This window comes from Dokdonia sp. Asnod1-B02 (assembly GCF_045063955.1).
Lineage (GTDB): Bacteria > Bacteroidota > Bacteroidia > Flavobacteriales > Flavobacteriaceae > Dokdonia.
Window position 1 is genome coordinate 1,658,482 of the sequence record NZ_JBEFNW010000002.1, and the last position, 24,408, is coordinate 1,682,889.

A 24,408-nucleotide genomic window follows, 5' to 3' on the forward strand; every position below is an offset into this window, starting at 1 on the left:
ATTTTTAGTGTGCCGAAGCATCCATTTGTTTCATCCAGTTGTTTTGCACTTTAAGCACTTGCTCAATTACATCACGCACACAGCCGTGGCCGCCTTTTTTATGAGAAATATAGCTAGATATTTCTTTGATTTCTTTTACGGCATCTTGAGGACAACAAGGTAATCCTACTTTTTTCATCACCGGAAAATCAGGAATGTCATCGCCCATGTAGAGGATGTTTTCTAGGCGTATATTTTTCTTATCTATATACGCTTGTAGGTGTTCCATTTTAAGGTGTGCGCCTAGTGCAATATCTTCTATGCCCAGTTTTTGAAGTCTAGAGCGTACGCCTTCGTCAGTCCCACCGCTTATGATACATAGGTTGTATCCTGCTTCTAGCGCAGCTTTCATAGCATAGCCATCTTTTACATTCATAGTGCGATGCATATGCCCATTTGATGTAATGTGCAATGATCCATCCGTAAGTACTCCATCTACGTCAAAAATAAATGTCGTGATCTGGTGTAGGTATTCTTTATAACTCTTTTCCATAGAAATGTGTAATCGCTTTAGTTATGTTTTTATAAACTGCTGTATGATCAGGATCAGTAAGCAATTTAATTTGTTGGTCTATGACCTGTTTATCATCACGTTTTGCAGGACCTGTCTGACTATTTCTAGGTCCTTGTTGTAACGCTTTTTCGGTAGTTTTCTGTATAAGAGGATACAAGGTGTCAAAAGGAACTCCGTGTACGTCACAAAGTTCTTGAGCAATGGTGTAACAGTGATTTGTAAAATTATTTGCAAATACTGCAGCAAGGTGCAATTGCCTGCGCTGTTCACTGTTTATTACTTGTACATTGTTTGATATAATCGCTGCTAAGGTCTTTAAGGTTTTTTCATCTTTTTGATCAGCTGCTTCTATGAGAATAGGAATCTCGGTAAAGTCTATCGATGTGTCTTCTTTAGAAAAACTTTGCAGCGGATAAAAAACTCCTTTATTATGCTTTCGCGAAAGCGTACTCATCGCAGTAAATCCAGAAGTATGTACCACCAGTGAGTTATCAAAGGGAATCTGCTCAGAGATGCTTTCAATGGCATCATCGCTTACAGCAATAATGGTAACATCGGCAGGTTTGAGTTGGTCTATAGTGACGGTTTCTCGAGCTATATTGTTAAAGTTTTCGAGCTTTTCAAGAGAGCGACCTGCAACCTGCATAAGTATAGCTTGATTTTGAGAGCCCAATGCCTTTGCAAGATGCCAAGCCACATTGCCAGTACCGACGATATTTACTTCAATCATAGGTACAAAAATAGGCTTTTTTAGATGTGCTCAGCTTTCATTTTTTATGAAGCGTCTCTCTAAGGTTTTTCGAGCCTCGTAGGTTATCTTTGCCCTCGGTAAAATTGGCCTATATTATGCAAAAGAAAATCGCCTCTATTTTATTCTCCACAAGACTGATGGGGATATTGTTTATAGCTTACTTTGTCGCAATGGCAGTAGGTACCTTTTTAGATCAAGGGCAAGAAACTTCTCCTACACCTTACTCCAGATATTGGATTTATGATGCATGGTGGTTTACACTAATCCACATCATGTTTGTGATCAACTTTATAGGTAATGTTTTCCGCTATAAATTATTACGTAAAGAGAAGATAACCACCCTTATTTTTCACGCCTCTTTTATCATTATTTTAATAGGAGCTGGTATCACAAAATATATAAGTTACGAGGGAGTAATGGTTATAGAAGAAGGTGAATCTGAAAATACATTTTTAAGTGAGAAAACATATCTGGATGTATTTCTAGATGGTGAGCGTGATGGAGAGCCTATGCGTCGCCCATTAAAAAAGGAATTGTCTCTGTCTCCACGTCTTGATAACGATTTCTCATGGACAGAACGTTTTAATCATAGCGCTACAGATGGCAGTGATTACACAGATGTTTCTTTCAATTTTAATAAGTTTATTGATGGTGCAGAAGATGGTTTTGTAGAAGATGAAAACGGACTTTGGCATCTTAAGATTGTAGAAACAGGTACAGATAATCAGCGTCATGAGCACTTTCTAGTAGAAGGAGAGCTAGTGAATATTCACAATGTGTTGTATGCTTTTAATAAGCCCACAGATGGGGCAATAAATATAGGCTTTGATGGAGAAAACTATACGTTTTCATCACCATTTGCCGGCGATGTAACCGTGATGGCAACTCAAGCCAAAAGCGAAGTCCCAGAAGCTGTAGAGCAACCACTTAAATTAAGAGCATTATATAACTTAGGAGGAAAACTCTTAGTGATTCCAGAACCTGCAATACGTGGACGCACAGGTATTGTTGCAAAGGAAGTAGCAGAGAAGAACCAAGAAGATGCATTATTTGTAGATGTGACTGTAAATGGCGAGACTAAAACTGTAGGATTGTTAGGAGGGAAAGGTTACAGTAATGACAAGAAGAAGGTTGAAGTGGGTGGCCTTACGGCTTACCTTTCTTATGGAAGTGAGGCAATGCCTTTACCATTTGCAATAAAACTCAATGATTTTATTGCAGAGCGTTACCCTGGAACAGAAAATAGCTATGCATCTTTTGAAAGTAAAGTGACTGTAGAAGATGGAGATGAGAACTTTGATTATGATATTTATATGAATCACGTACTAGATCACAAAGGCTTCCGCTTTTTTCAAGCAAGCTTTTTACCAGATGAGAGTGGAACTATTCTTTCTGTAAGTCACGATTTCTGGGGTACTTGGGTTACATATATTGGGTACTTCTTGTTGTATCTAGGGATGATGTTGATTTTATTTGACAAGGGATCTCGTTTTGGCGAACTCAAAAAGCGATTAGGTAAAATCAAGATCAAAAAAGCAAAACTAGCTGCAGTGTTGTTGTTTTTCGCTTTCGCGAAAGCGGGATACGCACAAGAAGATTTATCTAACAAAGCACCAGAAGTCTCAAACGGAAATGTCGAGGTGCGTGATACGATTGCTACCAGCGGTGAGAATATTGAAGATATATTAGGCTTAGACGGACACAGTGAGGTAACGCACCAGCAAACGATGCCTACCCAGGAGGAAATCAAGAAACTTATTGTTGAGAATGCAGTACCACTAGAGCATGCCCAAAAGTTTGGGAAACTTGTGATACAAGAAGATGGAGGGCGTATGATGCCGGTAAATACATTTTCTAGTATGCTGCTTCGTAAGTTGAGTAGAAGTGATACTTATGAAGGCCTTACTGCAGATCAAGTGATGCTTTCTATGATTGAGAATCCACAGATATGGACATTTACAGAGCTTATCTATCTCAAAAAGGGTAACGACAGCTTACGTAATATTGTAGGAGTACCATCAGACAGAAAGTACTTTAAACAGATGGACTTCTTTACTCCAGATTTTAAGTATAAGTTGAGTCCATTCCTCGCAGATGCATATTCTGAAATTAACCAGACCAAAATAGCTAAGGAACTAACAGAAATGGATCAGCGTCTAGGGTTACTAGATAGAACACTAGTAAAGGAGATTTTAAAGATTTTCCCAAAGCCAAACGATCCAAATAATAAGTGGATATCACCTATAGAAGTCAAAGATGCAGCATACAGAGCAACCGACTCGGTAATTGCAAATCAAATATTTCCTGCTTACTTATTGAGCTTACAAAAAGGAAGACAGTCAGGAGACTACTCTGATGCAGATAAAGTGCTTGCTGGTATAGAGAAATTCCAGCGTACGCATAGTAATGATATTATGCCTTCTAAAGAAAAGATAGAGGCAGAGGTATACTATAATGAGCACGATGTATTTACAAAGCTATACTGGATGTACATGCTTGCAGCTGTGTTCATGATGATTTTTGTGATTGCTGCTATTTTCAACCCAAGTAAGTTTATTACGTTTATGGGTAAACTAGGAGCGGCAATTATCATAGTGCTATTTATAGTTCATACAGGAGGTCTTATATGGCGTTGGTATATTTCAGGTCACGCACCGTGGAGTGACGCTTATGAGTCTGTACTTTATGTAGGGTGGGCAACAGTATTCTTTGGTCTAGCCTTTGGAAAAGATAGTATGCTTACCATAGCCAGTACTGCTTTTGTGGGAGCATTTATTTTGTGGGCAGCTTCGTTAAACTGGATGAATCCAGAGATTGCTAATTTACAGGCAGTATTAAATAGTTACTGGCTTATGATTCATACGGCGGTAATTGTAGCGAGTTATGGTCCGTTTATACTTGGTGCTATTTTAGGTATCGTCTCTCTATTTTTAATGATTTTTACCACAGAGAAGAATAAAGAGAGAATGGATCTCAGTATCAAAGAGATTACCATTATTAATGAGCTTGCACTTACAGTAGGTATGGTTTTACTTGCTATAGGTACTTTCTTAGGAGGACAGTGGGCAAATGAAAGTTGGGGACGTTACTGGGGTTGGGATCCTAAGGAAACTTGGGCGCTTATCTCACTCATTGTATATGCCTTTGTCATACACATGAGACTTATACCAGGATTAAGAGGAAGGTGGATTTTTAACTTCTCATCTATTATTGCACTTGGAAGTATTCTCTTTACATGGTGGGGAGTAAATTATTACTTATCTGGACTTCACGCTTACCAAAGTGGAGGCGACATCGCAACCCAAAAGATATTTATTACTGTTGGCGTGCTAGCTGTCTTAGGTTTGTTCTCTTACAGAAAATATAGAAAGTTCTACGTCAATAAAAGTAAAGCGTAGAAGACTACAGAGCATTAAATGTATTTTACAGCCATTAATTCTATCTTGAATTAGTGGCTGTACGCTTCAGTGCGCTTATGATACTCTTACATATCTAGTTCATATTATGAGGTGCTATTAAAGAGCGTAATGATGTTACGAGTGATCTCGAGCTGTTACTTACAATGTATAGATAGGTAAGGGCAGAGATAAAAAATATCTACTAGCGTTTCTTTGAAGTCCAATTAAAACGATAAGTCCTTTAGGTCTGTACCGTTATCAAGTCCAAGTTTTGAATAAAGACTGCTGGTTAATTGTTGCAGCTTATCATCAGACAGGCTGTGCTTTAAGGCAATCATCTCGTTGCTGAGTCCTTTAGAAATATCATTTAAAATACGCACCTCCATATTTTCAAGCTTGTATTGATAAATGAGAGATTCCATATAATTATCATCTGCATCTTGAACGTTCTTGTAAGCACTGAGTTCTTTTATTTCTTTTACGTGTAGCATTAACTTATGCTTCATTAAGACGCTCTTTCTTTGGATGTTCTTAAAAGAGACAAGCAATAAAATAGCAATAAGCGTAAAATTAAAAGATGCTGCTACAGCAACCTGAGCAGGAGTATAATTTATAAAGGATAGATTAAAAATGTGAAGAAGAAAATAGTCTGCTAGAAATAATATATTGATACTATAAACACCTATAAGAATTAGTTTACGAGCTCCTTTTGCAATCATAAGCATCAATACCCACATTAAAATAACCGTTACGATACACGTAATATCTACGCCTATAAAACCAATTATGTTATGGCTAATTAGATAAGTAATTAGAAATATAGTAGACAGCGTGCTCAATGCAAGCATAGCATACTTAATCCACATTTGATGCGGTCTTACTTGTAAGTAAAACATCATAAATCCAGTAGCGGAAAGACCTACTAAATAATGTCCAAATATTTCAAGAGATATAGAAGTGTTATTTGTTATTCCAAAGAGATATAGCACATTATCTTTTGTGAGAATACTTAAAAGAACAGCAAGTACCAAGAATGCAAAAAATAGAAACTGTGTATTTCTTACGATAAAATAAAAAACTAAAATTGCTACTATAAGTGCTATTGCTGTACCGTAAAAGAAACCAATACTTAGTAAGCTTCTTTTTTCTCTACTCGCAAAAGAAGATTCGTCAGAGTGGTGAATAGGGAAGTATGCTTCTACTGGAAAATTTGCTTTAAGGTAAAGTGGGAATTCAAGATTTCTTTTGATTAAAAAATATGAAGGAAAACGTGTATCCTTCATAATGTTAAGTTCTTTACCACTAGAATCGTATAATGCTAGATTATTAACATGAGAAGATTTTAGTTCGAGAATCTCTCTATCTGCAGTTATACCATCTATCTTAAACCAGTAAATACCATTTTCTGTTCCTAGGTTATCTGAGGTAGTTGTATTAAAGCTAGTGTTCTTAACTTCATCTATGGTAAGTGTACCACTTGTATCTCTGAGGTAATTAATAGATTCAAATGGAGTGCCCGCACTGATGCATAGCAAAGCCAAAAGAACCATTAATATCTTCATTAGATTTAAAATTTGATAAACAATAATACGTTAAAACGCACTAAGTTACAACTTTGTCGTCATATTAGTGCATTTTAACGATAATTATTGCACAAAAATTAGACCATATCTTCAGGACGTACCCATTCGTCAAATTCTTCTGCAGTTACATATCCTAGGTTGATAGCTTCTACTTTAAGTGTAGTTCCGTTTTTGTGAGCAGTGTTTGCAATTTCTGCTGCTTTGTAATAACCTATCTTAGTATTTAAGGCAGTTACGAGCATTAGTGAGTTATCTAGTAGCTCTTTAATTCGCTCATTATTAGGCTCTATACCTGAGGCGCAATGATCAGAAAATGATACACAAGCATCACCTATAAGTTGTGCAGACTGTAATAAGTTTGCAGCCATCATTGGTTTAAAAACATTAAGTTCATAATGTCCTTGCATGCCACCTACGCCTATTGCAACATCATTACCCATCACTTGAGCACAAACCATTGTTATGGCTTCACATTGCGTAGGATTTACCTTACCAGGCATTATAGATGATCCAGGCTCGTTTGCAGGAATTGAAATTTCTCCAATGCTACTACGTGGTCCTGATGCTAGCATTCTTATATCATTTGCAATTTTATTGAGAGATACTGCAAGTTGCTTAAGCGCTCCATGCGTTTCAACAATAGCATCGTGAGCAGCAAGTGCTTCAAATTTATTCTCGGCAGTGCGGAAAGGGTGGCCTGAAAAATCAGCCATATAAGAAGCTACAAGCTCAGCATATCCTTTAGGAGTGTTAAGTCCAGTACCTACTGCTGTACCACCTAGTGCAAGCTCAGAAAGGTGATCAAGCGTGTTGTCTAGCGCTTTAAGACCGTGATCAAGTTGTGATACATAACCAGAAAATTCTTGACCTAGTGTAAGTGGAGTAGCATCCATTAAGTGCGTACGTCCTATTTTAACAACGTCTTTAAAGGCTTCAGCTTTCGCTTTAAGTGTATCCCTTAACTTACGTACCCCTGGGATTGTAGTCTCAACAACTTTTTTATATCCTGCGATATGCATTCCTGTAGGGAATGTATCGTTAGAAGATTGTGATTTATTTACATCATCGTTAGGAGCGAGTGTTTTCTCTCCTTCACCTATAACTTTTCCTGCAAGTTGGTGAGCACGATTTGCAATCACCTCGTTTACATTCATGTTACTTTGAGTTCCAGAACCCGTCTGCCAGATTACTAGTGGGAACTGGTCATCATGCATTCCAGTAAGAATTTCATCACAAGCTTGTGCTATAAGATCTCTTTTTTCGGTAGAAAGGACACCTAGCTCACAGTTAGTGTAAGCAGCTGCTTTTTTAAGAATCGCAAAACCATGTACAACCTCGATAGGCATAGATGCAGGAGCACCTATTTTAAAATTGTTTCTTGAGCGCTCTGTTTGAGCTCCCCATAATTTATCTGCGGGTACTTTTACCTCGCCCATCGTATCTTTCTCGATTCTATATTCCATAATTGAATGTGTTAAAATTGGTACACAAATTTAAACATTTGGCTTCATTTCACATCGTTGATAAGCTGTCAATAAATGTGTTTTTTCTCTTGTGAAAAATAAATAATATCAACTATCTTTGCTTCAAACTAGAAAAGACACGATCCTATGTTCGATTTTGACCAATATTTAGGTTTTCTCGCATTCTTAACCATCCTTACTATAGGATTTTGGTTAATGATATTCCTTCTTACATTTGTAATCCCTTACTGGGTAGGAGGTTCATTTATTGAATTTATGAAAGAGAAAAGAGAAGAGCGCAAGCTTAAAAGAGAGCAAGAAAATAGCTAAGATATTTTTTACGCTTACGCGAAAATATATAAACCTTCAACATGATCTGTTGAAGGTTTTTTTATGCATTCTTTATTCTGAATTTTAAACTTCCTTAATTACTAAAGGCCAGCTGATCCCTTAAGGTTGTAGATCTAATACAGTCTGCCTCAGAGGTGTCACCAAACTCATCTACAAACTTTATACATTGCATTCCATCTGGTAAGCAAGCTTCACCAAAGGTGGTTTGTGAGGTGCACATGGTTGCTCCTGTGCTGTAAACTCCAGTCTCATCTAGCTCTAATGCAAAGGTGGATACATAATTGTCATTACTAAATACTCGTAAATACTTATTGCCTTTCATATCTATCACCTTTAAGGATGAAGGAATAAGCTGTAACCCCAAGGTGCGTGCTTTTGCTTGAAACGCATTTAAGAAGGAAACTTCAGATATAGTAAATACAAATGATTCTTTTTCTAGCATTCCTACAGCTGTAAGACTTACTTCATCTACACTAGGCAAATGGTCTGTACTAGCGCTAAATCTAAGATTGTTATCACAAGACGTAAGAAGAACAGCCGCGATTAAAGAAGAGAGCAAATACTTTTTCATAATACATTATACGTTAGTTTATAATTTACAAGCATTCGGTAAATGGGCTAAATTTATTCTAATTATGAATTGGTGATTTTCTTTTCTAGTTAAATTTTTCAGGTGTTTTAGTTAATTTTTTGTGGTTCATTTTTTCGCGAAAGCGTATCCTTTACGCATAAAAAAAGAGCCTCCGTGTGGAGACTCTCTTTAATGAAATTCACTGTACTTCTATTCACATTATTGCTTGACGTTCTTAAGATCTACTTCATTTCCATCTTTGTCTAGCATTTTTACTTCGTCAAAGCCCATTTTTTTGAACTGTGCAAATTGTGTTGCGGCATCACCTACTACGAGGTAAGCCATCTTGTTTTCATCAAGATATTTATTTGCAAGCGCTTTGTGCTGCTCTAACGTCATATTACGTATTACGTCTTCCTCTTTCTCAATGTAATCTGTAGGAAGATCATAAGCGCTACGCTCTTGTAACATTCCTAATAAAGCAAATTGAGTCTCAAAACGACGTGCATTAGATTTGATAAGTGCATTTTTTGTAAAAGCAAGATCCTCCTCAGAGATTCCTTCTTTGTACTTTCTAATCTCATCTCTAAAAATCTCAACAGATTCTCCAGTTGTGTTAGTACGTACACTAGAAGAAGCAGTAAATGTACCTGGAAGTTTAGATCCATTAAAGTAGGTACGGGCTCCATAAGTATATCCTTTTTCTTCACGTAAAATAAGGTTTACAGCTCCAGAAAAAGATCCTCCTAGTTTGTAATTCATTACTTCGGCAGGGTAGAAGTCTTTGTCTGTACGTGCCATACCTAAGTATCCTATGTTAATCACAGATTGCTTTGCCTCTGGAATGTCTACAAATAATAAAGAAGATTTGTCTCTTGTATTTGCTATTGGGTATGCTGGGATTGTTACTTCTTTTGCCTCCCACTTAGACTCAAGATCTGCAAGTGCTGCTAGCGCATCTTCTTTTTCAATTTTTCCTACGATATGGAAACGGCTCACAGAAGGTGAGAAGTTTGTTGCGTAAAAATCCTTTAGATCTTGCATCGTGATGCTATTTACAGACTCCTCTGTACCGCTTGTAGGGTAAGAAAAGATATGATTTTCACCATATAATACTTTGTTATATACATTACTTGCTACTGCGTTAGGATTTGCAGCGCTACGCTTAATACCGTTAATAGTAGCGGTCTTGATACGTCCTAGCTCTTCCTCATCCCATCTAGGCTCAAATAAAATTTCTTCTATAAGGTCCATGGTAGCGGCAAAGTTACGAGTAAGCGTATTTCCTTGAATGGTAATCGCCTCGCGAGAAGTATACATATTGATACTTGCTCCTAGTAATTCTATGGCTTCTTCTAACTGCTCTGGAGTTTTATTTGCAGTACCCTCCATCATAATATCTGTCATAAGGTTTGCTACCCCATTTTTTTCCATACTGTCAAGTAAGTGACCACCTTCTATCACGAGGTTAAAGTTTACCGTAGGGATTTCATTTTGAGAAATTCCATACACTTCAATACCGTTAGAAAGTTCTGCTTCCCATGACGATGGAATTTTAAGAGCAGGAGCGTCTCCTACAGATGGAGGCGTAGCACGATCAATTTTAGATGGTGTTTTTACTACTTCTGTAACTGCATCTTCTACTACCTTAGTTACATTCTCTTTAATTTCTTCTTCAACAACGTCTGCTTTTACAGAGTTTTCTACAATAAGATTAAGTTGGCCCTTAGGTACAAAACTCGTTTGCACATATGGCTTCCCTTTTACGTAAGTGTTATACACACGCATTACATCTTCCTTTGTAACCGCTTTGATGTTCTCAATATCTTTTTCAATAAAATCTGGCTCACCAGCAAATACATTATAGCTTGCTAGTTGGAACGCTTTACCGTTTACACTGCTTATACCATTATAGAAACCAGTTTCAAGACCAGCTTTGATACGCTCTACATCTTTATCTGTAACGCCTTCTGCTTCAAATTTTGCAAGACCTTCGTCTATTGCTGCTTCAATTTGATCAAGATCTACACCGCTATTTGCAGTGATGATCACGTGAAATTCTCCTGCAATTTCCTGGCTATTATTGTAAGCTGTTGTTCTTGAAGTAAGATCTTTTTCTTTTACAAGAATCTTATATAAAGGAGCTTTTTTTCCGCTTGCAAGAATTTCAGCTAAGAAATCTAATGCGTAGGCATCATCTGTATACTGCTGCACTGTTGGGTACACACGGTGTAATTGTGGTGCTTGTGCAAAGTTATCCTCGTGGTAGAGTTTCTTTGTTTCGGCGATTGTTACTGGCTGTGGCTCAAGTGGAGCTACCTCTTGACGCTTTTTAATCTCACCAAAGTACTTCTCAATAAGTGCTTTTGCATCTTCAGTTTTAAAATCTCCTGCAAGTACGAGTGTCGCATTGTTAGGACCATAAAACTTGTCGTAAAATTCTTTTACGTCTGCTACCGTAGCATTTTGTAAATCCTCTAGTTCGCCAATAACTTGCCAGTTATATGGGTGACCTTCTGGATAGATGTTTTTATCAAGTACCCATCCCGTGTGACCGTAAGGATTATTATCTACACGTTGTCTTTTTTCGTTTTGAACCACCTCTTGCTGATTTTCAAAAGCCGACTCAGTTACTGTATTAATTAAGAATCCCATACGGTCAGATTCTAACCATAATACCGTTTCTAGTGCATTGTTAGGTACCGTTTCATAATAGATAGTTCCATCTTTCCAGGTACCTCCATTTAATGTTCCTCCGGCATCTTGTACCGTTTTAAAGAACTGATCTTGTGGTACATTTTCAGATTCTTGAAAGAGCATATGCTCAAAAAGGTGTGCAAAACCAGTGCGTCCAGTCTTTTCACGGTTAGAACCTACGGCATATTGTATGGCAAGCGATACAATAGGATCACTACTATCTTGATGCAAGATAACGTCTAGTCCGTTTTCAAGTTCGTATTTTTCATAGTCTATCGAGAGTTTTGCATCTGCTGCTTGTGCCTTGTCACCACTGGCATTGTCTTTACACGAGGTAACAACAAAGGCTCCTGCCATAAGGACAAAAGCAGCTGTTTTTAAGTTTTTCATGATCTGTGTTTTTTGATTTTTTAAGATTCTGTAAGATAATCTGCAACTTGATAACCTTTTCATAAAATTATGTTAATGGCAGATACTGAGATTGTTAATATTACTTTCGTAGCGATATAGACTTCATCTAGTATCACAAATACCTCATTATTTATGAATTTTTAATCCTACAGCATTTACTGAAGCCACGCCTCATTCTGCAGTATTTTCTGTAAACGAAAAGAAGAATAGTATTTTTGCAGCGCATCCATCAAGGCAGCATTCATGAAAAAGCTCAAAAAACCATTGATTATACTATTTATTGTTGCAAACCTATACGCGATTCTCTGTGGAGGTTTATACTTCTTTCAAGACAATCTTATTTTTCATCCGCAGCAGTTGCCGCAGGATTATGACTTTAATTTTGAACATCCGGCTGAGGAGGTTTGGCTAGATGTTCAAGATGGAGCGCGCTTGCACGGACTTAACTTTCAAGTAGACGATGCAAAAGGAACCATTTTATACTTTCACGGTAACGCGTCAAGTCTTGCTCGCTGGGGAGAGATTGTGCAGTTTTTTGTTGAGAAACAATATAATGTCGTAGTGATGGATTATCGTCAGTATGGAAAGAGTGGAGGAGCGCTTACTGAGCAAAATTTATATGATGATAGTTTGCTGTGGTACGCTTTCGCGAAAGCGCAATATCCCACAACCCCAATAATAAGCTACGGTAGAAGTCTGGGGACAACCTTTGCGACTTATGTTGCAGCTCAAGAAAATGTGAGCCAACTAGTACTAGAAACCCCATTTTATAGTATTGAAAACGAGGCAAGCTCAAGATTTTCTATCCTTCCAGTTAAGAGATTACTCAAATATGAATTCCCAACGTATCGTTATGTAAATGATGTGCAATCACCTATTGCGGTGCTTCACGGTACAGAAGACGAAGTGGTGGCATACGCCCACGGAAAGCGATTATTTGACAGCATAGATCAAGAAGAAAAGGTATTAATTACCATTCCAGAAGGTGGACATAATAACCTCATTGAGTTTCCTGCCTATGAGGAAGCTATAGATAAGGTTCTTAATTAAATTATCTAATCGTTTCTTCCTTAATCCACTTTGCAATGAGCGTTAGTGCTCTTGGAGCCATGGTTTGCTCTATTTCTGAGTATTCCGTTAACGCGCCAGTGGTGCTTTCTTGAAAGAGATGATTAAGCCCTTCAAAGGCTACTGTTCTTGTGCGCTCGTTATTACTAGCAGCAAAAGCTTCTTTTATAGCTTCTAGATTCTCTTCATAAGGAACTTGTAAATCCTTTTTACCATTCATTGCGAGAATAGGAGTTTTGACTTTACTTAAATATGTACTTGGCTTCGTTCTTAGTAGACTTATGATCTCGGGAGTAGTGATTTGATTTGTGATGGATTCCACTTGCTGTGCGGGTACATTAGGACCAAGTTTGTTAAGTAAGGCTGCATTTACTTCGTTTTTTAGGTCTCTATGATTTTCTGGAGCATTTACAATGATCTCATAAGCACGTCCTATGATTTCTAGTCCTTGTTTTATTTGAGCTTCTGGTACATTAAGTAACCGTTCTAGCGCTGCTTTTTGTGAGAGCATGAGTTGGTCACCATTTATTCCAGGTCCTGCGAGCATGACTGTAAAATCTACATCATCATTAGTTGCCGCAATTTGCGGAGCGATAATCCCTCCGATGCTATGACCTATAAACCCAAATTTAGACTCCTTGAGATAAGAACGCTTTTTAAGATACTCAAGTGCAGCCGTGGCATCTCTCGTAAACTCTGTGATACCTGCAGTTTTAAAAGTTCCAGTAGATTTACCTACGCCACGCTCGTCGTATCTAAAAACGGCAATACCTTGTCTGGTGAGATAATCTGCAAGGACGTAGTATAACTGGTGGCCAAACATATATCCATCTCTATTCTGCGGGCCGCTACCACTTATGATAATTGCTACGGGAGGATTTTTTATATAATTAGGAAGTGTGAGTGTACCGCTAAGTTCGATATCGTCCTCCTTATTTTTAAAAACGAGTTCTTTTGTGGTGTAGTTAAAGGGCGCCTTCGGTTGTTGTGGCCTGTTTAATGTGATCACACCACGCTCGAGGTTGAGTGCTACGGGAAAGTTATTTTGGATAATATTACCCGTAAAGCTATCATTCTCAAAAGCACCTTTGTATATGATATTAAAATCTGGAAAAGTCGCGACGAGTGTGTCATTTGTAAACGTAGTAGTTGCTGCTTTTCCCGCCATAAGTCCTTGGCTTGGGATATCCATTGTGGTGGCAAGAGCGCTATTCTCTTCTTGAATGTGAAAAGCAAAGTCTAGCTTTTTTCCTTGAAAGTTTACGGTGCCTGTCCAGTCTCCTGTAATTTCTTGTGAGTAGGAGGTAAGCGTGATTAAAAAACCTAGGATGAGTGTAAATAAAGCTTTCATAATGTACTAGTAAAGAATATATAGAATACTAAGATACTTGTAAATGTATGGATTGCGGGTAAAGTGTTCAAATTTTGGCGAAAGCCTAACAAAAAGAAACCCGAGGCTTGCGCTCTCGGGAATCTAACCAACCAAAGTTGTCTATGGCTGTTGTATCATACGTTACTTCTTAAAACTTAGTAGAAGTTGGCGTTTTTTTAATTTTATAAGTCACTGTCGTTACAGAGTCATCATCATTGTTATACTCTTCAGAGACCATATTTCCATCCTCATCAAAGTAGCTTACAGAAATCCCGTTTGCAGTTTTGAGTAAGTACACGTCACCTTTTGCAAGTTGGCGCATGGTTCCGTACTCAGATGTATTATTCTCACGAGTTCTCATAATAGTATACCCGTTTTCAGATTCTTCAAGTTGAAACTCAGAATCATTATAAGTATACGTTACCTCACGTTTTACAACAGTATTTCCTCGCTGTAACGTTTGGTTCAATTTTCCTTCCTCTGTAGGATCTAGTTGTGTAGGCGTTACTGTAGATACCTTTTCTGTTTTGTACACAGTCTCGTTACCTAGTGAAGATTTTACGGTCGTTCTTGTCGTTGTCGTTTCTTCTATCGTTTCCTGTGCTTGTGCTGCTGTGATTGTAAAAAGCGCTGCACATACTGTATATATTAACTTCTTCATGTTGTCTTGTTTTGGTTCTGTACAAAAGTACCTATGCAATCCCTCTATGATGCTTAAGGGTATGGTAATGCTTTGCTAAGTCTTTGCCAAAGTTTGTGTAGCAACCTCCTCTTTCTCTTAAAATATCACAACTTTGGGATGTTTATATAAGCTTGGTCTGGCAGTCGGTAGATCTATAAATAAGAATTATCTTTGCATCCTGAAAAAAGAGTGGAAAGGTATTTTTTCCGCTTTCGCGAAAGCGTACTATTAATACACATTATTTTATGAAAGCTGGAATCGTAGGATTACCTAACGTAGGGAAGTCAACCCTTTTTAACTGTCTGTCTAATGCCAAAGCGCAAAGTGCAAACTACCCGTTTTGTACTATAGAGCCTAACGTAGGTGTGGTAAATGTACCAGATGAACGTCTGTCAAAACTTGAAGAGCTTGTAAAGCCTGAGCGTGTAGTCCCTGCTACGGTAGAGATTGTAGATATCGCAGGTCTTGTAAAAGGAGCAAGTAAAGGAGAAGGACTAGGAAATCAATTTCTAGGAAACATACGTGAGACAGATGCCATTATACACGTACTACGTTGTTTTGACAACGATAATATTGTACACGTAGATGGAAGTGTAGATCCTATACGCGATAAAGAAACGATAGATATAGAGCTACAGCTTAAAGATCTTGAGACTACAGATAAGAAACTTGAAAAAGTAAAACGCGCTGCTCGTACGGGTAATAAAGAAGCACAAGCAGAAGAGGCAGTACTTTTAAAAATAAAATCTTCACTAGAAGCAGGAATCTCTATACGAGCTATTGATATAGATGAGGATACGAGAGAAGAGTATGTAAAGCCATTACAATTTATTACAGACAAGCCAGTAATGTACGTGTGTAACGTAGATGAAGGTGCTGCTGTAAATGGTAATGAGTATGTAACTAAGGTACGCGAGGCTGTAAAAGAAGAAAATGCAGAAGTAGTAGTACTTGCTGTAGGTACAGAAGCAGATATTACAGAGCTAGATGATTATGAGGAGCGCCAGATGTTTCTTGCAGATATAGGTCTTGAAGAGCCAGGAAGTGCTGTCTTAATACGTGGAGCCTACAAGTTATTGAACCAGCAAACATACTTTACAGCAGGTGTAAAGGAAGTACGCGCATGGACGGTAAACATAGGAGCAACTGGACCACAAGCGGCAGGAGTAATCCACACAGACTTTGAGAAAGGCTTTATACGTGCAGAGGTAATACAATATGAAGATTTTGTAACCTACGGTAGTGAGTCAAAAGTACGCGAGGCTGGAAAGCTAGCAGTACAAGGAAAAGAATACATTGTTAAGGATGGAGATGTAATGCATTTCTTATTTAACGTATAAGTACAAGCATCACTAAGTAAAAAGCCTCACTGTGAAAACAGTGAGGCTTTTTTATGATGGTTAGTCAAGTATAATAAAAGATCTTAAAAGACGTGACAGCTTATCTGATGTAGTAGATTGTATCGAGTGTACTTTGAGATACGCTTTGATCTCATCTAGCTGCTCTCTATTTTCAATGGTTTGAAAATGTGAGTTGTATTCTTCAAAAAGTGATTTAGTACTTTCTTTATTAATTACCTCAAACACGCTGTGGTGACGCGTATCATGTTTGATTTTAGTAGTGTATAAGTTGGTAAGATATTCTTCGTCACCTTCTAGTACTTGGAAGAAGTTACCAAATGAGTGTAGTAAGATACCACGCACACCACGCTCATTATTGCGCTCATTAGTATGATCAAAGATTTCTTGAATTTCTTCTTCAGATAAATCCTCAGAGGCTTTACTAAAGTAACAGATGGTGTACACAGATTTCATAACTAGGGATCTTGCGGCAAATATAAATATATTATGATAATTGTTTAACGCTTTTTAGAACTAGAGGGACGTTATTGAAATTTTGATGAACAGAATTTGGGGGACTTACTGTTGTGTGCTTACTGTTGTTGCTTACTGTTGTGAAACATCTCTCTAAATCTCTCTTCGAAGAGAGACTTCATTTTTCTTTCTCTTGCGGGAAAGGGGTGTTGGACTGTGGTGGTTTTTTCTTTTCTGTTGTTGCTTACTGTTGTGGGACATCTCTCTAAATCTCTCTTCGAAGAGAGACTTCATTTTTCTTCCCCTTGCGGGGAAGTTTTTTTTGGTTGGGTTAGGATGTTAGGTGTTGAGGGAAGGGTGATTTTATTTTTTTTTGTGCTAAAAGTACTCGGGTAGTGGGAGTTATGTGGTAGATTAAAAAAAACTACAAAAAAGTGTTGTTGTAAAGGAAAAAGCACTGTATATTTGCACCCGCAATCAAGCAGATAGCTTGATGAGGCACTCTAGGAGAATTGGCAGAGTGGTCGAATGCGGCAGTCTTGAAAACTGTTGAGGGTCACACCTCCGGGGGTTCGAATCCCTCATTCTCCGCAAAAGAAACCCGCAACGTTGTTGCGGGTTTTTTGTTTTATAACCATACGTCAAGCTCCGCTTGAAAGTAGGGGTAGAAAACAAAAAACCCAACGAGCATAGCTCGTTGAAGGTTTCATGCTTGCCCAGGATTCCCCTCTGGGATCACCGCAGGTAATCCCTTTTTCTATTTGTCATCAATTGTTATTAGTCAAGCTAGCTTGGTAGGCGAAGGGATAAAACAAAAAACCCAACGAGCATAGCTCGTTGAAGGTTTCATGCTTGCCCAGGATTCCCCCTTGGGATCACCGCAGGTAATCCCTTTCTAATTTTCACCAATTAATTATTTGTAATCTCCGCTTGAAAGTAGGGGTAGAAAACAAAAAACCCAACGAGCATAGCTCGTTGAAGGTTTCATGCTTGCCCAGGATTCCTCTTCTGGGATCACCGCAGATAATCCCTTTCTAATTTTCACCAATTAATTATTTGTAATCTCCGCTTGTAAGTAGGGGTAGAAAACAAAAAACCCAACGAGCATAGCTCGTTGAAGGTTTCATGCTTGCCCAGGATTCCCCCTTTGGGATCACCTTTAGGTAATCCCTTTTTTATCTAATTATTTAGCTGGTGCAATGATATTTAGCTATCAATTATTTGATTGATAGTTACTTTTAATAGGTCTAAACTTTCAGTAAGAATTTGACGATCAATATTTGCCGACAAAATTTCATCACTACTGCGCTGTACAAGCAGTAGTGATAATTGCTCTCTTATAAATAGACGAACGTCTTTATGGGTGTTTTTTATTTCAGAAACAATGTCGCTATTATTTAATAATACGTAAAGTATATCTTCAATATCGTGACTGGTGCGGTAATCTGTACCTCTGCTATTAAATGCTTCAAACTTAGTAGCTATAAATATCGATGGACTAAAAATTTGAATCTCTTGCGTGTTGACTTTTGCTTTGTGGATGTCCTTAAAGCCATATGCATACCATTTGTTATTAACATTTACGGGGTTATCAATACCATCTGGAATTATATCTACAGGTACTCCTTTAAATATTTTACGCACAATAGAGGTGCTTACTGGGTCTGGATAAAATTTTTGATCCCGTAATTGCTCTTCTATTTTTATCCAATCACTATAATTCTTAACTTTAATGGTAACATCTATATCTTCAGTTACTCTTATTTCATTAATTGCGTGATTATCTGCGTATAAACTCACCACTGCACCGCCTACAAACACCGCTGTCTCCTTGAGTTCCTCAAGTCCAATAGCTACTTGCTCAATTGCGTCTCTATTTTTTTCCTGACTTATCATTTATAGTACCAATAATTTCGTACCATCATTAGTGCTTTTAGCATCAAAAAATAAACGTTCTAAGGCTTTAATAGCCATAGCTTTTTCCCTTGCCCTGCCTACGCGTAAAGTATCTACTAAGGCTAACAATTCATATAAGATTGCGTCACTTTCTACCGCCTTTATAACCGATGGATAAAGAGGTTCTATAGCTTGTCCTCTTAAAGTACCACGGGCTGAGGGCCACACATAATGCTCATTACTCACAATCTGAGAGTTAAGCGGTAGTGCAGAATGTGCTGTTGGTATTCCTTTAACTAATGACCCGGGTTTCTGCGGAAATACATAGGTAATACCACTCTTTAAAAAGTCGAGTAGTGCCAGTTTAAATACCTTCTTTCCAGAAGGGTCAATCAGGCCCGCATATTTTGAACGTACAATAGATTTACTCACCTCAGACTGGCTAATGCCTAATGTGTGTGCCAAATCTAGCTGCTGCCATTTTTCATTATTTATGGCAATAATCTTTAATAAGATCACAATGTCTTGCGGACTCATTATTTGTTGTTTATACTTCATAACTTATTATTCCATATTCGAATATGCAATAATAATGAATATATAATTAAAATTCAATAAGTTAATACATCATATTCCATATTCGAATATAGAATACGCTACCTAAGCTATGCTACTACCGCCTACCAACTACCGCCTACCGACTAATTAAGCACCTCCTTATTCACCCCTTTTCTATAGCAGCGCTCTTCACCTAGGTATAGCGGATTACCGTGTTTTTCTGACCAGAAGCCTTCTAGTAGATCTTTGGTGATGCATTGATAGACTACGACACCTTTGTAGATGGTCTCGTCATCGCCTTCATAATTAAAATTAATCACGAGAATGTTATTCTTAAAGAAACCAGTTCCTTGTTGGCGCTGATCACCACTTATTAGCCACGTAGCAACGATTCTCTTGTACTCATCTAGCGCTAGTGTGAGTTCGCCCTCATAGCCAGCTGCATCTGCACTTTGGTTGCTTCCTGTGATGGTGTATGTACCTGCTAGGTCTTCTATGGTCATTGGTGGGTGTTGGGTTTAATCTCGGTTGGGATACAATTATTCTCAATTTCTTGAACTGCTTTTAGAGCGTGGTCTCTGAGTATAAGTTCTGTTTTCATAGATTGGTTTTATTTTTTAACTAAGTTTCTCGATAAGTTCTTCCCTTCTTTTAAATAATTCTTTAAATGAAAGTCCATTCGTTACATAGTAAATGACAGTAATTAATAGTATAATTGAAACTATAGAGAGCGCCCAGTAAACCCAATTACCATCTCTATAAGAAATCAGAATCAACTTTATAATACTATATAATTGAAAAACTAGAGGGAATATCACAACTAATACAAACATTGGTACAAGCATTAGTATAGTAGAAAAGTGGCTCTTTGATAGAGTTTCAAACAGCTTGCTTAATGCAAATTTAGGTTGGACGCTTTTTAACCATTCTTTACTTGCTAAATCTTTAGGTACTAACGCTTCGATTAAAGTGAAGGCTTCAATGGATTTTTCTCCAGAAAAAATGAGATAAAAATATACCCCAGCATGAATACTGGGAATAAAAAATAAGATAAATTCACTATTACTTAGATTTAAGATACTGAGAGATAAGTTTATGTCTACGTTGTTTTCAAGAAGAAAAAAATAAGAGGGATAATGTATAACAGAGCTCCTAGTTTTGTGATTCTTTTTTTCAACATTGTTAATTCGTTGAGTAAAGATTGCAAGTAAAATTCATTCATAGATTAAGAGAAAACTTTTAAGGTAATTTGAAATTAGTATGTTTATTAGTTAAAATAAGGATTCATAATTTCTACCCGTATGCATAGGTACCATCAGGTTTAGTGAAAGCCACGGCAACAATATCTGCATCTGGTTTTCTTCCTTTAGCAACTAGCCAGTCATAGGTAGCATGGATTAAGGTATAAGTACCGCGTAACCCTTTATATTCGGTACCATATGTTGTTGTTCGACCGAAAGTATTCATAATGTCCGCTAAGTCTGATGCCATTAATGTCGCACTAGCGCGATTAAGTACAGTAGCTATTTCTAAAACGTATTGCTTATTATCCATAATATAGTTGATTTTCTTTATTGAATGTTGAGTTATATTTAAATTAAGTTGTTATTTCAATGCCTCCCACAATGTGGATGTAACTTGTTAGCCAGTTTATGTTCAAGTACATAAAGGAGAGGACCTAAATCTTGATTAAAATGGACACAATGAATTATTATAGTTACATCTGCATCTTTAGCCCAGTGATATAATTGTAGACCTTGCGTTCTAGCATTTTTATAATATCCAAGGTGTTGATTAATTCTGCCCATTATATTAGTTAGGCCCCTTTTACTTGGTTTACCTTTTCTTACTCCTAAATAAAATGTCTTATCCTTATGAGCTAATTTGTTTGTTGTTGGAACTGCTCTATATCCAGAATTCTTTAACTGCTTTTTACTTCTATATTCAGAAAGAAGATTATCTAATTTAATTGCATCTTCGGTAGTTTCTGTTTCAAACCAGTAAATGCAATCACCATAATAATCATCTAGTTTAGCTAAAATATGTTTAAATTCGGGCTTAGTATTTGGATATGAATTAAATTCAGTACCAGGATCAAAGAGCTGATTAGTATGAAATTGTCCAATTTTAAATTTATCTTTGGGCGCTTTCAAAATTTCAGAAATTATACCGTCTAATTCTATATTTACGGTATTGATATGAGTATCTATATTCATTGAATTATTTAAGTAATTATTTTTAGTTCTTCGAGAATGTCTTTTTTGAATTTACTGAAAGGTCTTTTATGAAAATTTGATGTCTCATATTCTACTCCAAAAACTATTCTATAAGTCTCTTCATATGAAAGTCCTGCATCAGGATATGCCAACATCATATTTTTAATATAGTTGACTGAATAAGCTTTTTTGATTTCAATCAAATCTGATAGCTCTGAACTGTGAGCATTGTAAACTTCTTTAAGATTCAAATCATTATATGTGTTGAACGTTTTCTTATTTCCTACCGAAGATTTTATTTCAACAGTATAAGAGTTCGTAGATCTAAAATATTTATAAGTAAAAGAAAAATTATCTAAAGAGTCTTCAATAATATATGGATGTAAATGTCTGTTGAGTGAAAAAATAGTATCACTTTTGGCTGTACTGTTACAAATTGAACAACTAGGAATAAGGTTAAAAAAAGAAAGAGCTAAAAGAGGGAAGATACTTTTGGGGAACCAGTGGTCAAATTGAGGCCTCATTAATTTTCTTCCTCTTCTCGATATCATCGTATTTGTATAAATTCTATTGCAATACGTACACGTTGTCCTATCTAAATTGGATGCTAAAGAATAATCATACTTTTTAGAGGAGGAAATAAACCAATTTTCATAATTAACAATTTCCTCAATTTTTTTATTAAGTCGTTTGTATCTTGAATATTTCTTTCTCTCAGCAAGAGATCTATTTTTTGGTTTTAAAGAGCATATGCGTAGATAGTCTAAAAAACCAGCGCTTGTAAACTTTGGTAAAGCATCATAAAATCTTAAATTTAAATCATAAATTTCTTGAGGACTGCCATTAATTAGAGTACCTCTATTATATACAATAAAATCAGAAATAGCAGTTGCTTTGTGTCGATGTCTATTCAGATAAGGTAGAACTATTTTTGAGTGTTCAACTTTGGCTCTTTTTATATTGGTTGCAGACCTATTTATAAAAATCATTTATCCTTTCTTTTAAATTCTACATCTTGATTAATTTGAGAAGCGAGCCTTATAATTTCATTTTTAATATTTTCCTCTTTTGCACTTTCAGGAAAAGTATTCTCAAACATTGACTGCATCTTAGTTCGTAAAATGGGTTCATCAACAATATTTAGTATTTTTTTATAGTCTTCCCTACCAAAATCACCTAATTCATTCTCTAAATTTTTATATAAATTAATTTTAACATTGTATTCCTTAGGGTTTAATTGATCATTCAAATTTTTACGAGTGTTTTTGATATTGGTTATTTCTTGAAATAAATCGAGATAATTAATCCATTTAATTGCATGATTTATCTTTTCTCTAGCAAAATCACCTACTAGGCCATCTTCTACAAAAAATGAATCTGCTAGTAGGTCTGTGATGTTTGCACCAAATGATCGTAAGGGTCTACCTTGTTCATCAATTTTGAAGACCTTTACAGTTGAATTCTCCAATTTCTGTAGATAAGTTATATTATCATTCGGAATATCTGATAAGGTTAGCGCATCGTGTGTCGAAAATATGATTTGTATTGTTGGTCGTTGACTTAGTTCAATAAAAAGCTCTGGTAATATTTCTGTAATTGATTTTATAAATTTCTTCTTCCAAACAGCGTGGTAACCAGTTTCTGGTTCATCGAGCAACAATAAGTATTGATTGTACTTGCGTAGGTGGTTTTCTCCTTTTCGCACAAAGGAATAAATAGCGCTATAAAAGTTTAATAATGACTGTTCGCCTGTAGAAAGTCTTTTCTCCGGAGTGATATTAAATATTCTGAATTCGAACTGTATGTATTGAAAAGCTTCGTGAACATCTTGATATAATTGAATAAAAGTCTGAAGGAAATTTGCTGTAGTATCTTGTTTTACAGATATTCTAATCTCATTTGGTTTTTCAAAAATGAATGTTCTATCAGCATTTTTATTTATAAAATTATAAAGTTCAAAAATCTTAGAGTAACGTTGAATGGTTAATACCATATGTTTTTTCAATTGACCGAAATCGAATCCTCCAGCTATTTGAGAAATCTTATAGCCCTTAATTTTTTCAATTAGGGCATCTACATTTTTGAATTTGACACCTACTTTTTCCTCTAAGGTTTGATAAAGCGCGCCATCTATATTATCTAATCTTTTCTTTAAAAAAAATTCCAACTTATCTTCAAACCTCTCCTTATTTAAAACATCTTGGAAACTTACTGAATAACCATTTGAATTTGTTTGGGCAAACGTATCATCAGAGACCAATAAGGAGAGAACAAAGACTTGAAAATTACTGATAAATCTAAAATCACCGTGTATTCCTTGTTCATTAGACACACTATAATGGTTCCAAAGCATTTTCAACTGTTCTCGAATAGATTTCCCTATAGTAGCATTTTTATAGAAATCAGATCCTAAGAACTCATCTTTATCAATTTGGTTGACCTTGATAGTTAAATTTTCATAGAATGGAAGATTCTGAAAAGTTTTTTGAAGATATTGACCTTTCTGGTTCAGAAAAAAGACTTGTCTCAAAATGCTATTATAGTAGTAATCTTCAATACTATCATCTATTAGATTAGATTGATTAATGGGACTATGAAAAGTTTTCAGGTTGTAATCAATGTGACTAGAATAATATAAGGGGTAAAATTTATTTTCATCATTATATTTTTGATATTCAAATTGAGTGCTAATTTGTATTTCGGACTGATTTCTTAAAAATAGGCTTTGGCCATCCCAATAAATACTAATGATTTGATGATTTGGTTCTTGGTTTAGTATCCTCATAATAGAAGATTTTCCTACACCATTATTCCCCACAATAGCACTTATATTAGTTATTTGATTTCCAAAGAAGTTAGAAATATGCTTTGGATTTTCCGACTTATTTATTTCCAGCTTATTATTAGAATACAGAAACTCAAAAGTAAATGCGCCACCAAAATTAAAATATTCACATTGGTTGAATAAAAAGTGGTCTTTGATAAAAAATGCTAGTAATTCCAAGGATTATATTTTTCTTATTT

General features: G+C 36.3%; 20 protein-coding genes and 1 tRNA gene. 5 read left to right on the forward strand and 16 right to left on the reverse strand.

Annotation, left to right across the window (positions count from 1 at the left end; translation table 11 throughout):
• Positions 1-4 precede the first annotated feature (4 nt).
• Positions 5-532 (reverse strand): KdsC family phosphatase, encoded by a 528-nt coding sequence (locus tag ACJJVU_RS07650; RefSeq protein ID WP_405223881.1) that lies wholly within the window; start codon positions 530-532, stop codon positions 5-7.
• On the reverse strand, positions 516-1,283 hold the full coding sequence (locus ACJJVU_RS07655) for a Rossmann-like and DUF2520 domain-containing protein (protein WP_405223883.1): 768 nt from the start codon (positions 1,281-1,283) through the stop codon (positions 516-518). Before ACJJVU_RS07655 ends, ACJJVU_RS07650 begins: the two co-directional genes overlap by 17 nt.
• Positions 1,284-1,399: 116 nt before the next feature.
• On the opposite strand from ACJJVU_RS07655, the gene ccsA reads away from it, so the two are divergent.
• Positions 1,400-4,702, forward strand: a complete 3,303-nt coding sequence (ccsA, locus tag ACJJVU_RS07660) for a cytochrome c biogenesis protein CcsA (protein ID WP_405223885.1) — start codon at positions 1,400-1,402, stop codon at positions 4,700-4,702.
• Between the two features lie 224 nt (positions 4,703-4,926).
• On the opposite strand, the gene ACJJVU_RS07665 is transcribed toward ccsA, so the two are convergent.
• Together ACJJVU_RS07665 and fumC are read right to left on the reverse strand one after the other, a co-directional pair.
• Positions 4,927-6,264, reverse strand: a complete 1,338-nt coding sequence (locus ACJJVU_RS07665) for a 7TM-DISM domain-containing protein (protein ID WP_405223887.1) — start codon at positions 6,262-6,264, stop codon at positions 4,927-4,929.
• Positions 6,265-6,362: 98 nt separating this feature from the next.
• On the reverse strand, positions 6,363-7,748 hold the full coding sequence (gene fumC, locus ACJJVU_RS07670) for a class II fumarate hydratase (RefSeq protein ID WP_405223889.1): 1,386 nt from the start codon (positions 7,746-7,748) through the stop codon (positions 6,363-6,365).
• A 147-nt stretch (positions 7,749-7,895) separates the two neighbouring features.
• Here fumC and ACJJVU_RS07675 point away from each other — a divergent pair, with 147 nt between their 5' ends.
• On the forward strand, positions 7,896-8,078 hold the full coding sequence (locus ACJJVU_RS07675) for a hypothetical protein (RefSeq protein ID WP_013751789.1): 183 nt from the start codon (positions 7,896-7,898) through the stop codon (positions 8,076-8,078).
• Between the two features lie 94 nt (positions 8,079-8,172).
• Here the strand turns inward: ACJJVU_RS07675 and ACJJVU_RS07680 are convergent, their stop codons facing one another.
• A complete protein-coding gene (locus ACJJVU_RS07680; RefSeq protein WP_405223891.1) occupies positions 8,173-8,670 on the reverse strand; it encodes a hypothetical protein in 498 nt (165 codons plus the stop codon).
• Positions 8,671-8,889: 219 nt separating this feature from the next.
• On the reverse strand, positions 8,890-11,757 hold the full coding sequence (locus ACJJVU_RS07685) for a M16 family metallopeptidase (protein WP_405223893.1): 2,868 nt from the start codon (positions 11,755-11,757) through the stop codon (positions 8,890-8,892).
• A 264-nt stretch (positions 11,758-12,021) separates the two neighbouring features.
• On the opposite strand from ACJJVU_RS07685, the gene ACJJVU_RS07690 reads away from it, so the two are divergent.
• Positions 12,022-12,828, forward strand: a complete 807-nt coding sequence (locus ACJJVU_RS07690; protein ID WP_405223895.1) for an alpha/beta hydrolase — start codon at positions 12,022-12,024, stop codon at positions 12,826-12,828.
• 1 nt (position 12,829) lies between these two features.
• On the opposite strand, the gene ACJJVU_RS07695 is transcribed toward ACJJVU_RS07690, so the two are convergent.
• Positions 12,830-14,197: an alpha/beta hydrolase family protein gene (locus tag ACJJVU_RS07695; protein ID WP_405223897.1), complete on the reverse strand. Its 1,368-nt coding sequence runs from the start codon at positions 14,195-14,197 to the stop codon at positions 12,830-12,832.
• Positions 14,198-14,366: 169 nt separating this feature from the next.
• Positions 14,367-14,879 (reverse strand): hypothetical protein, encoded by a 513-nt coding sequence (locus ACJJVU_RS07700; RefSeq protein WP_405223899.1) that lies wholly within the window; start codon positions 14,877-14,879, stop codon positions 14,367-14,369.
• Between the two features lie 266 nt (positions 14,880-15,145).
• Here ACJJVU_RS07700 and ychF point away from each other — a divergent pair, with 266 nt between their 5' ends.
• Positions 15,146-16,240: a redox-regulated ATPase YchF gene (ychF, locus tag ACJJVU_RS07705; protein ID WP_339848343.1), complete on the forward strand. Its 1,095-nt coding sequence runs from the start codon at positions 15,146-15,148 to the stop codon at positions 16,238-16,240.
• A 60-nt stretch (positions 16,241-16,300) separates the two neighbouring features.
• Here the strand turns inward: ychF and ACJJVU_RS07710 are convergent, their stop codons facing one another.
• Positions 16,301-16,714: a BLUF domain-containing protein gene (locus ACJJVU_RS07710; RefSeq protein WP_405223902.1), complete on the reverse strand. Its 414-nt coding sequence runs from the start codon at positions 16,712-16,714 to the stop codon at positions 16,301-16,303.
• Positions 16,715-17,220: 506 nt separating this feature from the next.
• Between ACJJVU_RS07710 and ACJJVU_RS07715 the strand changes: the two genes are divergently transcribed.
• Positions 17,221-17,305 (forward strand) — tRNA-Ser (locus tag ACJJVU_RS07715).
• A 615-nt stretch (positions 17,306-17,920) separates the two neighbouring features.
• On the opposite strand, the gene ACJJVU_RS07720 is transcribed toward ACJJVU_RS07715, so the two are convergent.
• From ACJJVU_RS07720 to ACJJVU_RS07750, 7 genes are all read right to left on the reverse strand, one after another.
• A complete protein-coding gene (locus tag ACJJVU_RS07720) occupies positions 17,921-18,610 on the reverse strand; it encodes a nucleotidyl transferase AbiEii/AbiGii toxin family protein (protein WP_405223904.1) in 690 nt (229 codons plus the stop codon).
• Complete coding sequence (locus ACJJVU_RS07725) at positions 18,611-19,168, reverse strand: hypothetical protein (protein ID WP_339848270.1); 558 nt, start codon at positions 19,166-19,168, stop codon at positions 18,611-18,613.
• Positions 19,169-19,311: 143 nt separating this feature from the next.
• Positions 19,312-19,671: a hypothetical protein gene (locus tag ACJJVU_RS07730; RefSeq protein ID WP_405223906.1), complete on the reverse strand. Its 360-nt coding sequence runs from the start codon at positions 19,669-19,671 to the stop codon at positions 19,312-19,314.
• Between the two features lie 790 nt (positions 19,672-20,461).
• On the reverse strand, positions 20,462-20,722 hold the full coding sequence (locus ACJJVU_RS07735; RefSeq protein WP_405223908.1) for a hypothetical protein: 261 nt from the start codon (positions 20,720-20,722) through the stop codon (positions 20,462-20,464).
• 56 nt (positions 20,723-20,778) lie between these two features.
• Positions 20,779-21,384, reverse strand: coding sequence for a hypothetical protein (locus ACJJVU_RS07740; protein WP_405223910.1), 606 nt, complete (start codon positions 21,382-21,384; stop codon positions 20,779-20,781).
• 8 nt (positions 21,385-21,392) lie between these two features.
• Positions 21,393-22,373 carry a hypothetical protein gene (locus ACJJVU_RS07745; protein WP_405223912.1) on the reverse strand — a complete coding sequence of 327 codons (981 nt, stop codon included), beginning with the start codon at positions 22,371-22,373 and terminating at the stop codon, positions 21,393-21,395.
• Complete coding sequence (locus ACJJVU_RS07750) at positions 22,370-24,388, reverse strand: AAA family ATPase (RefSeq protein WP_405223914.1); 2,019 nt, start codon at positions 24,386-24,388, stop codon at positions 22,370-22,372. The genes ACJJVU_RS07745 and ACJJVU_RS07750 overlap by 4 nt, the downstream gene beginning before the upstream one ends.
• Positions 24,389-24,408 lie beyond the last annotated feature (20 nt).

Coding starts and splice junctions, on each gene's coding strand:
- ACJJVU_RS07650 (WP_405223881.1), bottom strand. CDS start 532: ATGGAAAAGAGTTATAAAGAATACCTACACCAGATCACGACATTTATT.
- ACJJVU_RS07655 (WP_405223883.1), bottom strand. CDS start 1,283: ATGATTGAAGTAAATATCGTCGGTACTGGCAATGTGGCTTGGCATCTT.
- ccsA (WP_405223885.1), top strand. CDS start 1,400: ATGCAAAAGAAAATCGCCTCTATTTTATTCTCCACAAGACTGATGGGG.
- ACJJVU_RS07665 (WP_405223887.1), bottom strand. CDS start 6,264: ATGAAGATATTAATGGTTCTTTTGGCTTTGCTATGCATCAGTGCGGGC.
- fumC (WP_405223889.1), bottom strand. CDS start 7,748: ATGGAATATAGAATCGAGAAAGATACGATGGGCGAGGTAAAAGTACCC.
- ACJJVU_RS07675 (WP_013751789.1), top strand. CDS start 7,896: ATGTTCGATTTTGACCAATATTTAGGTTTTCTCGCATTCTTAACCATC.
- ACJJVU_RS07680 (WP_405223891.1), bottom strand. CDS start 8,670: ATGAAAAAGTATTTGCTCTCTTCTTTAATCGCGGCTGTTCTTCTTACG.
- ACJJVU_RS07685 (WP_405223893.1), bottom strand. CDS start 11,757: ATGAAAAACTTAAAAACAGCTGCTTTTGTCCTTATGGCAGGAGCCTTT.
- ACJJVU_RS07690 (WP_405223895.1), top strand. CDS start 12,022: ATGAAAAAGCTCAAAAAACCATTGATTATACTATTTATTGTTGCAAAC.
- ACJJVU_RS07695 (WP_405223897.1), bottom strand. CDS start 14,197: ATGAAAGCTTTATTTACACTCATCCTAGGTTTTTTAATCACGCTTACC.
- ACJJVU_RS07700 (WP_405223899.1), bottom strand. CDS start 14,879: ATGAAGAAGTTAATATATACAGTATGTGCAGCGCTTTTTACAATCACA.
- ychF (WP_339848343.1), top strand. CDS start 15,146: ATGAAAGCTGGAATCGTAGGATTACCTAACGTAGGGAAGTCAACCCTT.
- ACJJVU_RS07710 (WP_405223902.1), bottom strand. CDS start 16,714: ATGAAATCTGTGTACACCATCTGTTACTTTAGTAAAGCCTCTGAGGAT.
- ACJJVU_RS07720 (WP_405223904.1), bottom strand. CDS start 18,610: ATGATAAGTCAGGAAAAAAATAGAGACGCAATTGAGCAAGTAGCTATT.
- ACJJVU_RS07725 (WP_339848270.1), bottom strand. CDS start 19,168: ATGAAGTATAAACAACAAATAATGAGTCCGCAAGACATTGTGATCTTA.
- ACJJVU_RS07730 (WP_405223906.1), bottom strand. CDS start 19,671: ATGACCATAGAAGACCTAGCAGGTACATACACCATCACAGGAAGCAAC.
- ACJJVU_RS07735 (WP_405223908.1), bottom strand. CDS start 20,722: ATGGATAATAAGCAATACGTTTTAGAAATAGCTACTGTACTTAATCGC.
- ACJJVU_RS07740 (WP_405223910.1), bottom strand. CDS start 21,384: ATGAATATAGATACTCATATCAATACCGTAAATATAGAATTAGACGGT.
- ACJJVU_RS07745 (WP_405223912.1), bottom strand. CDS start 22,373: ATGATTTTTATAAATAGGTCTGCAACCAATATAAAAAGAGCCAAAGTT.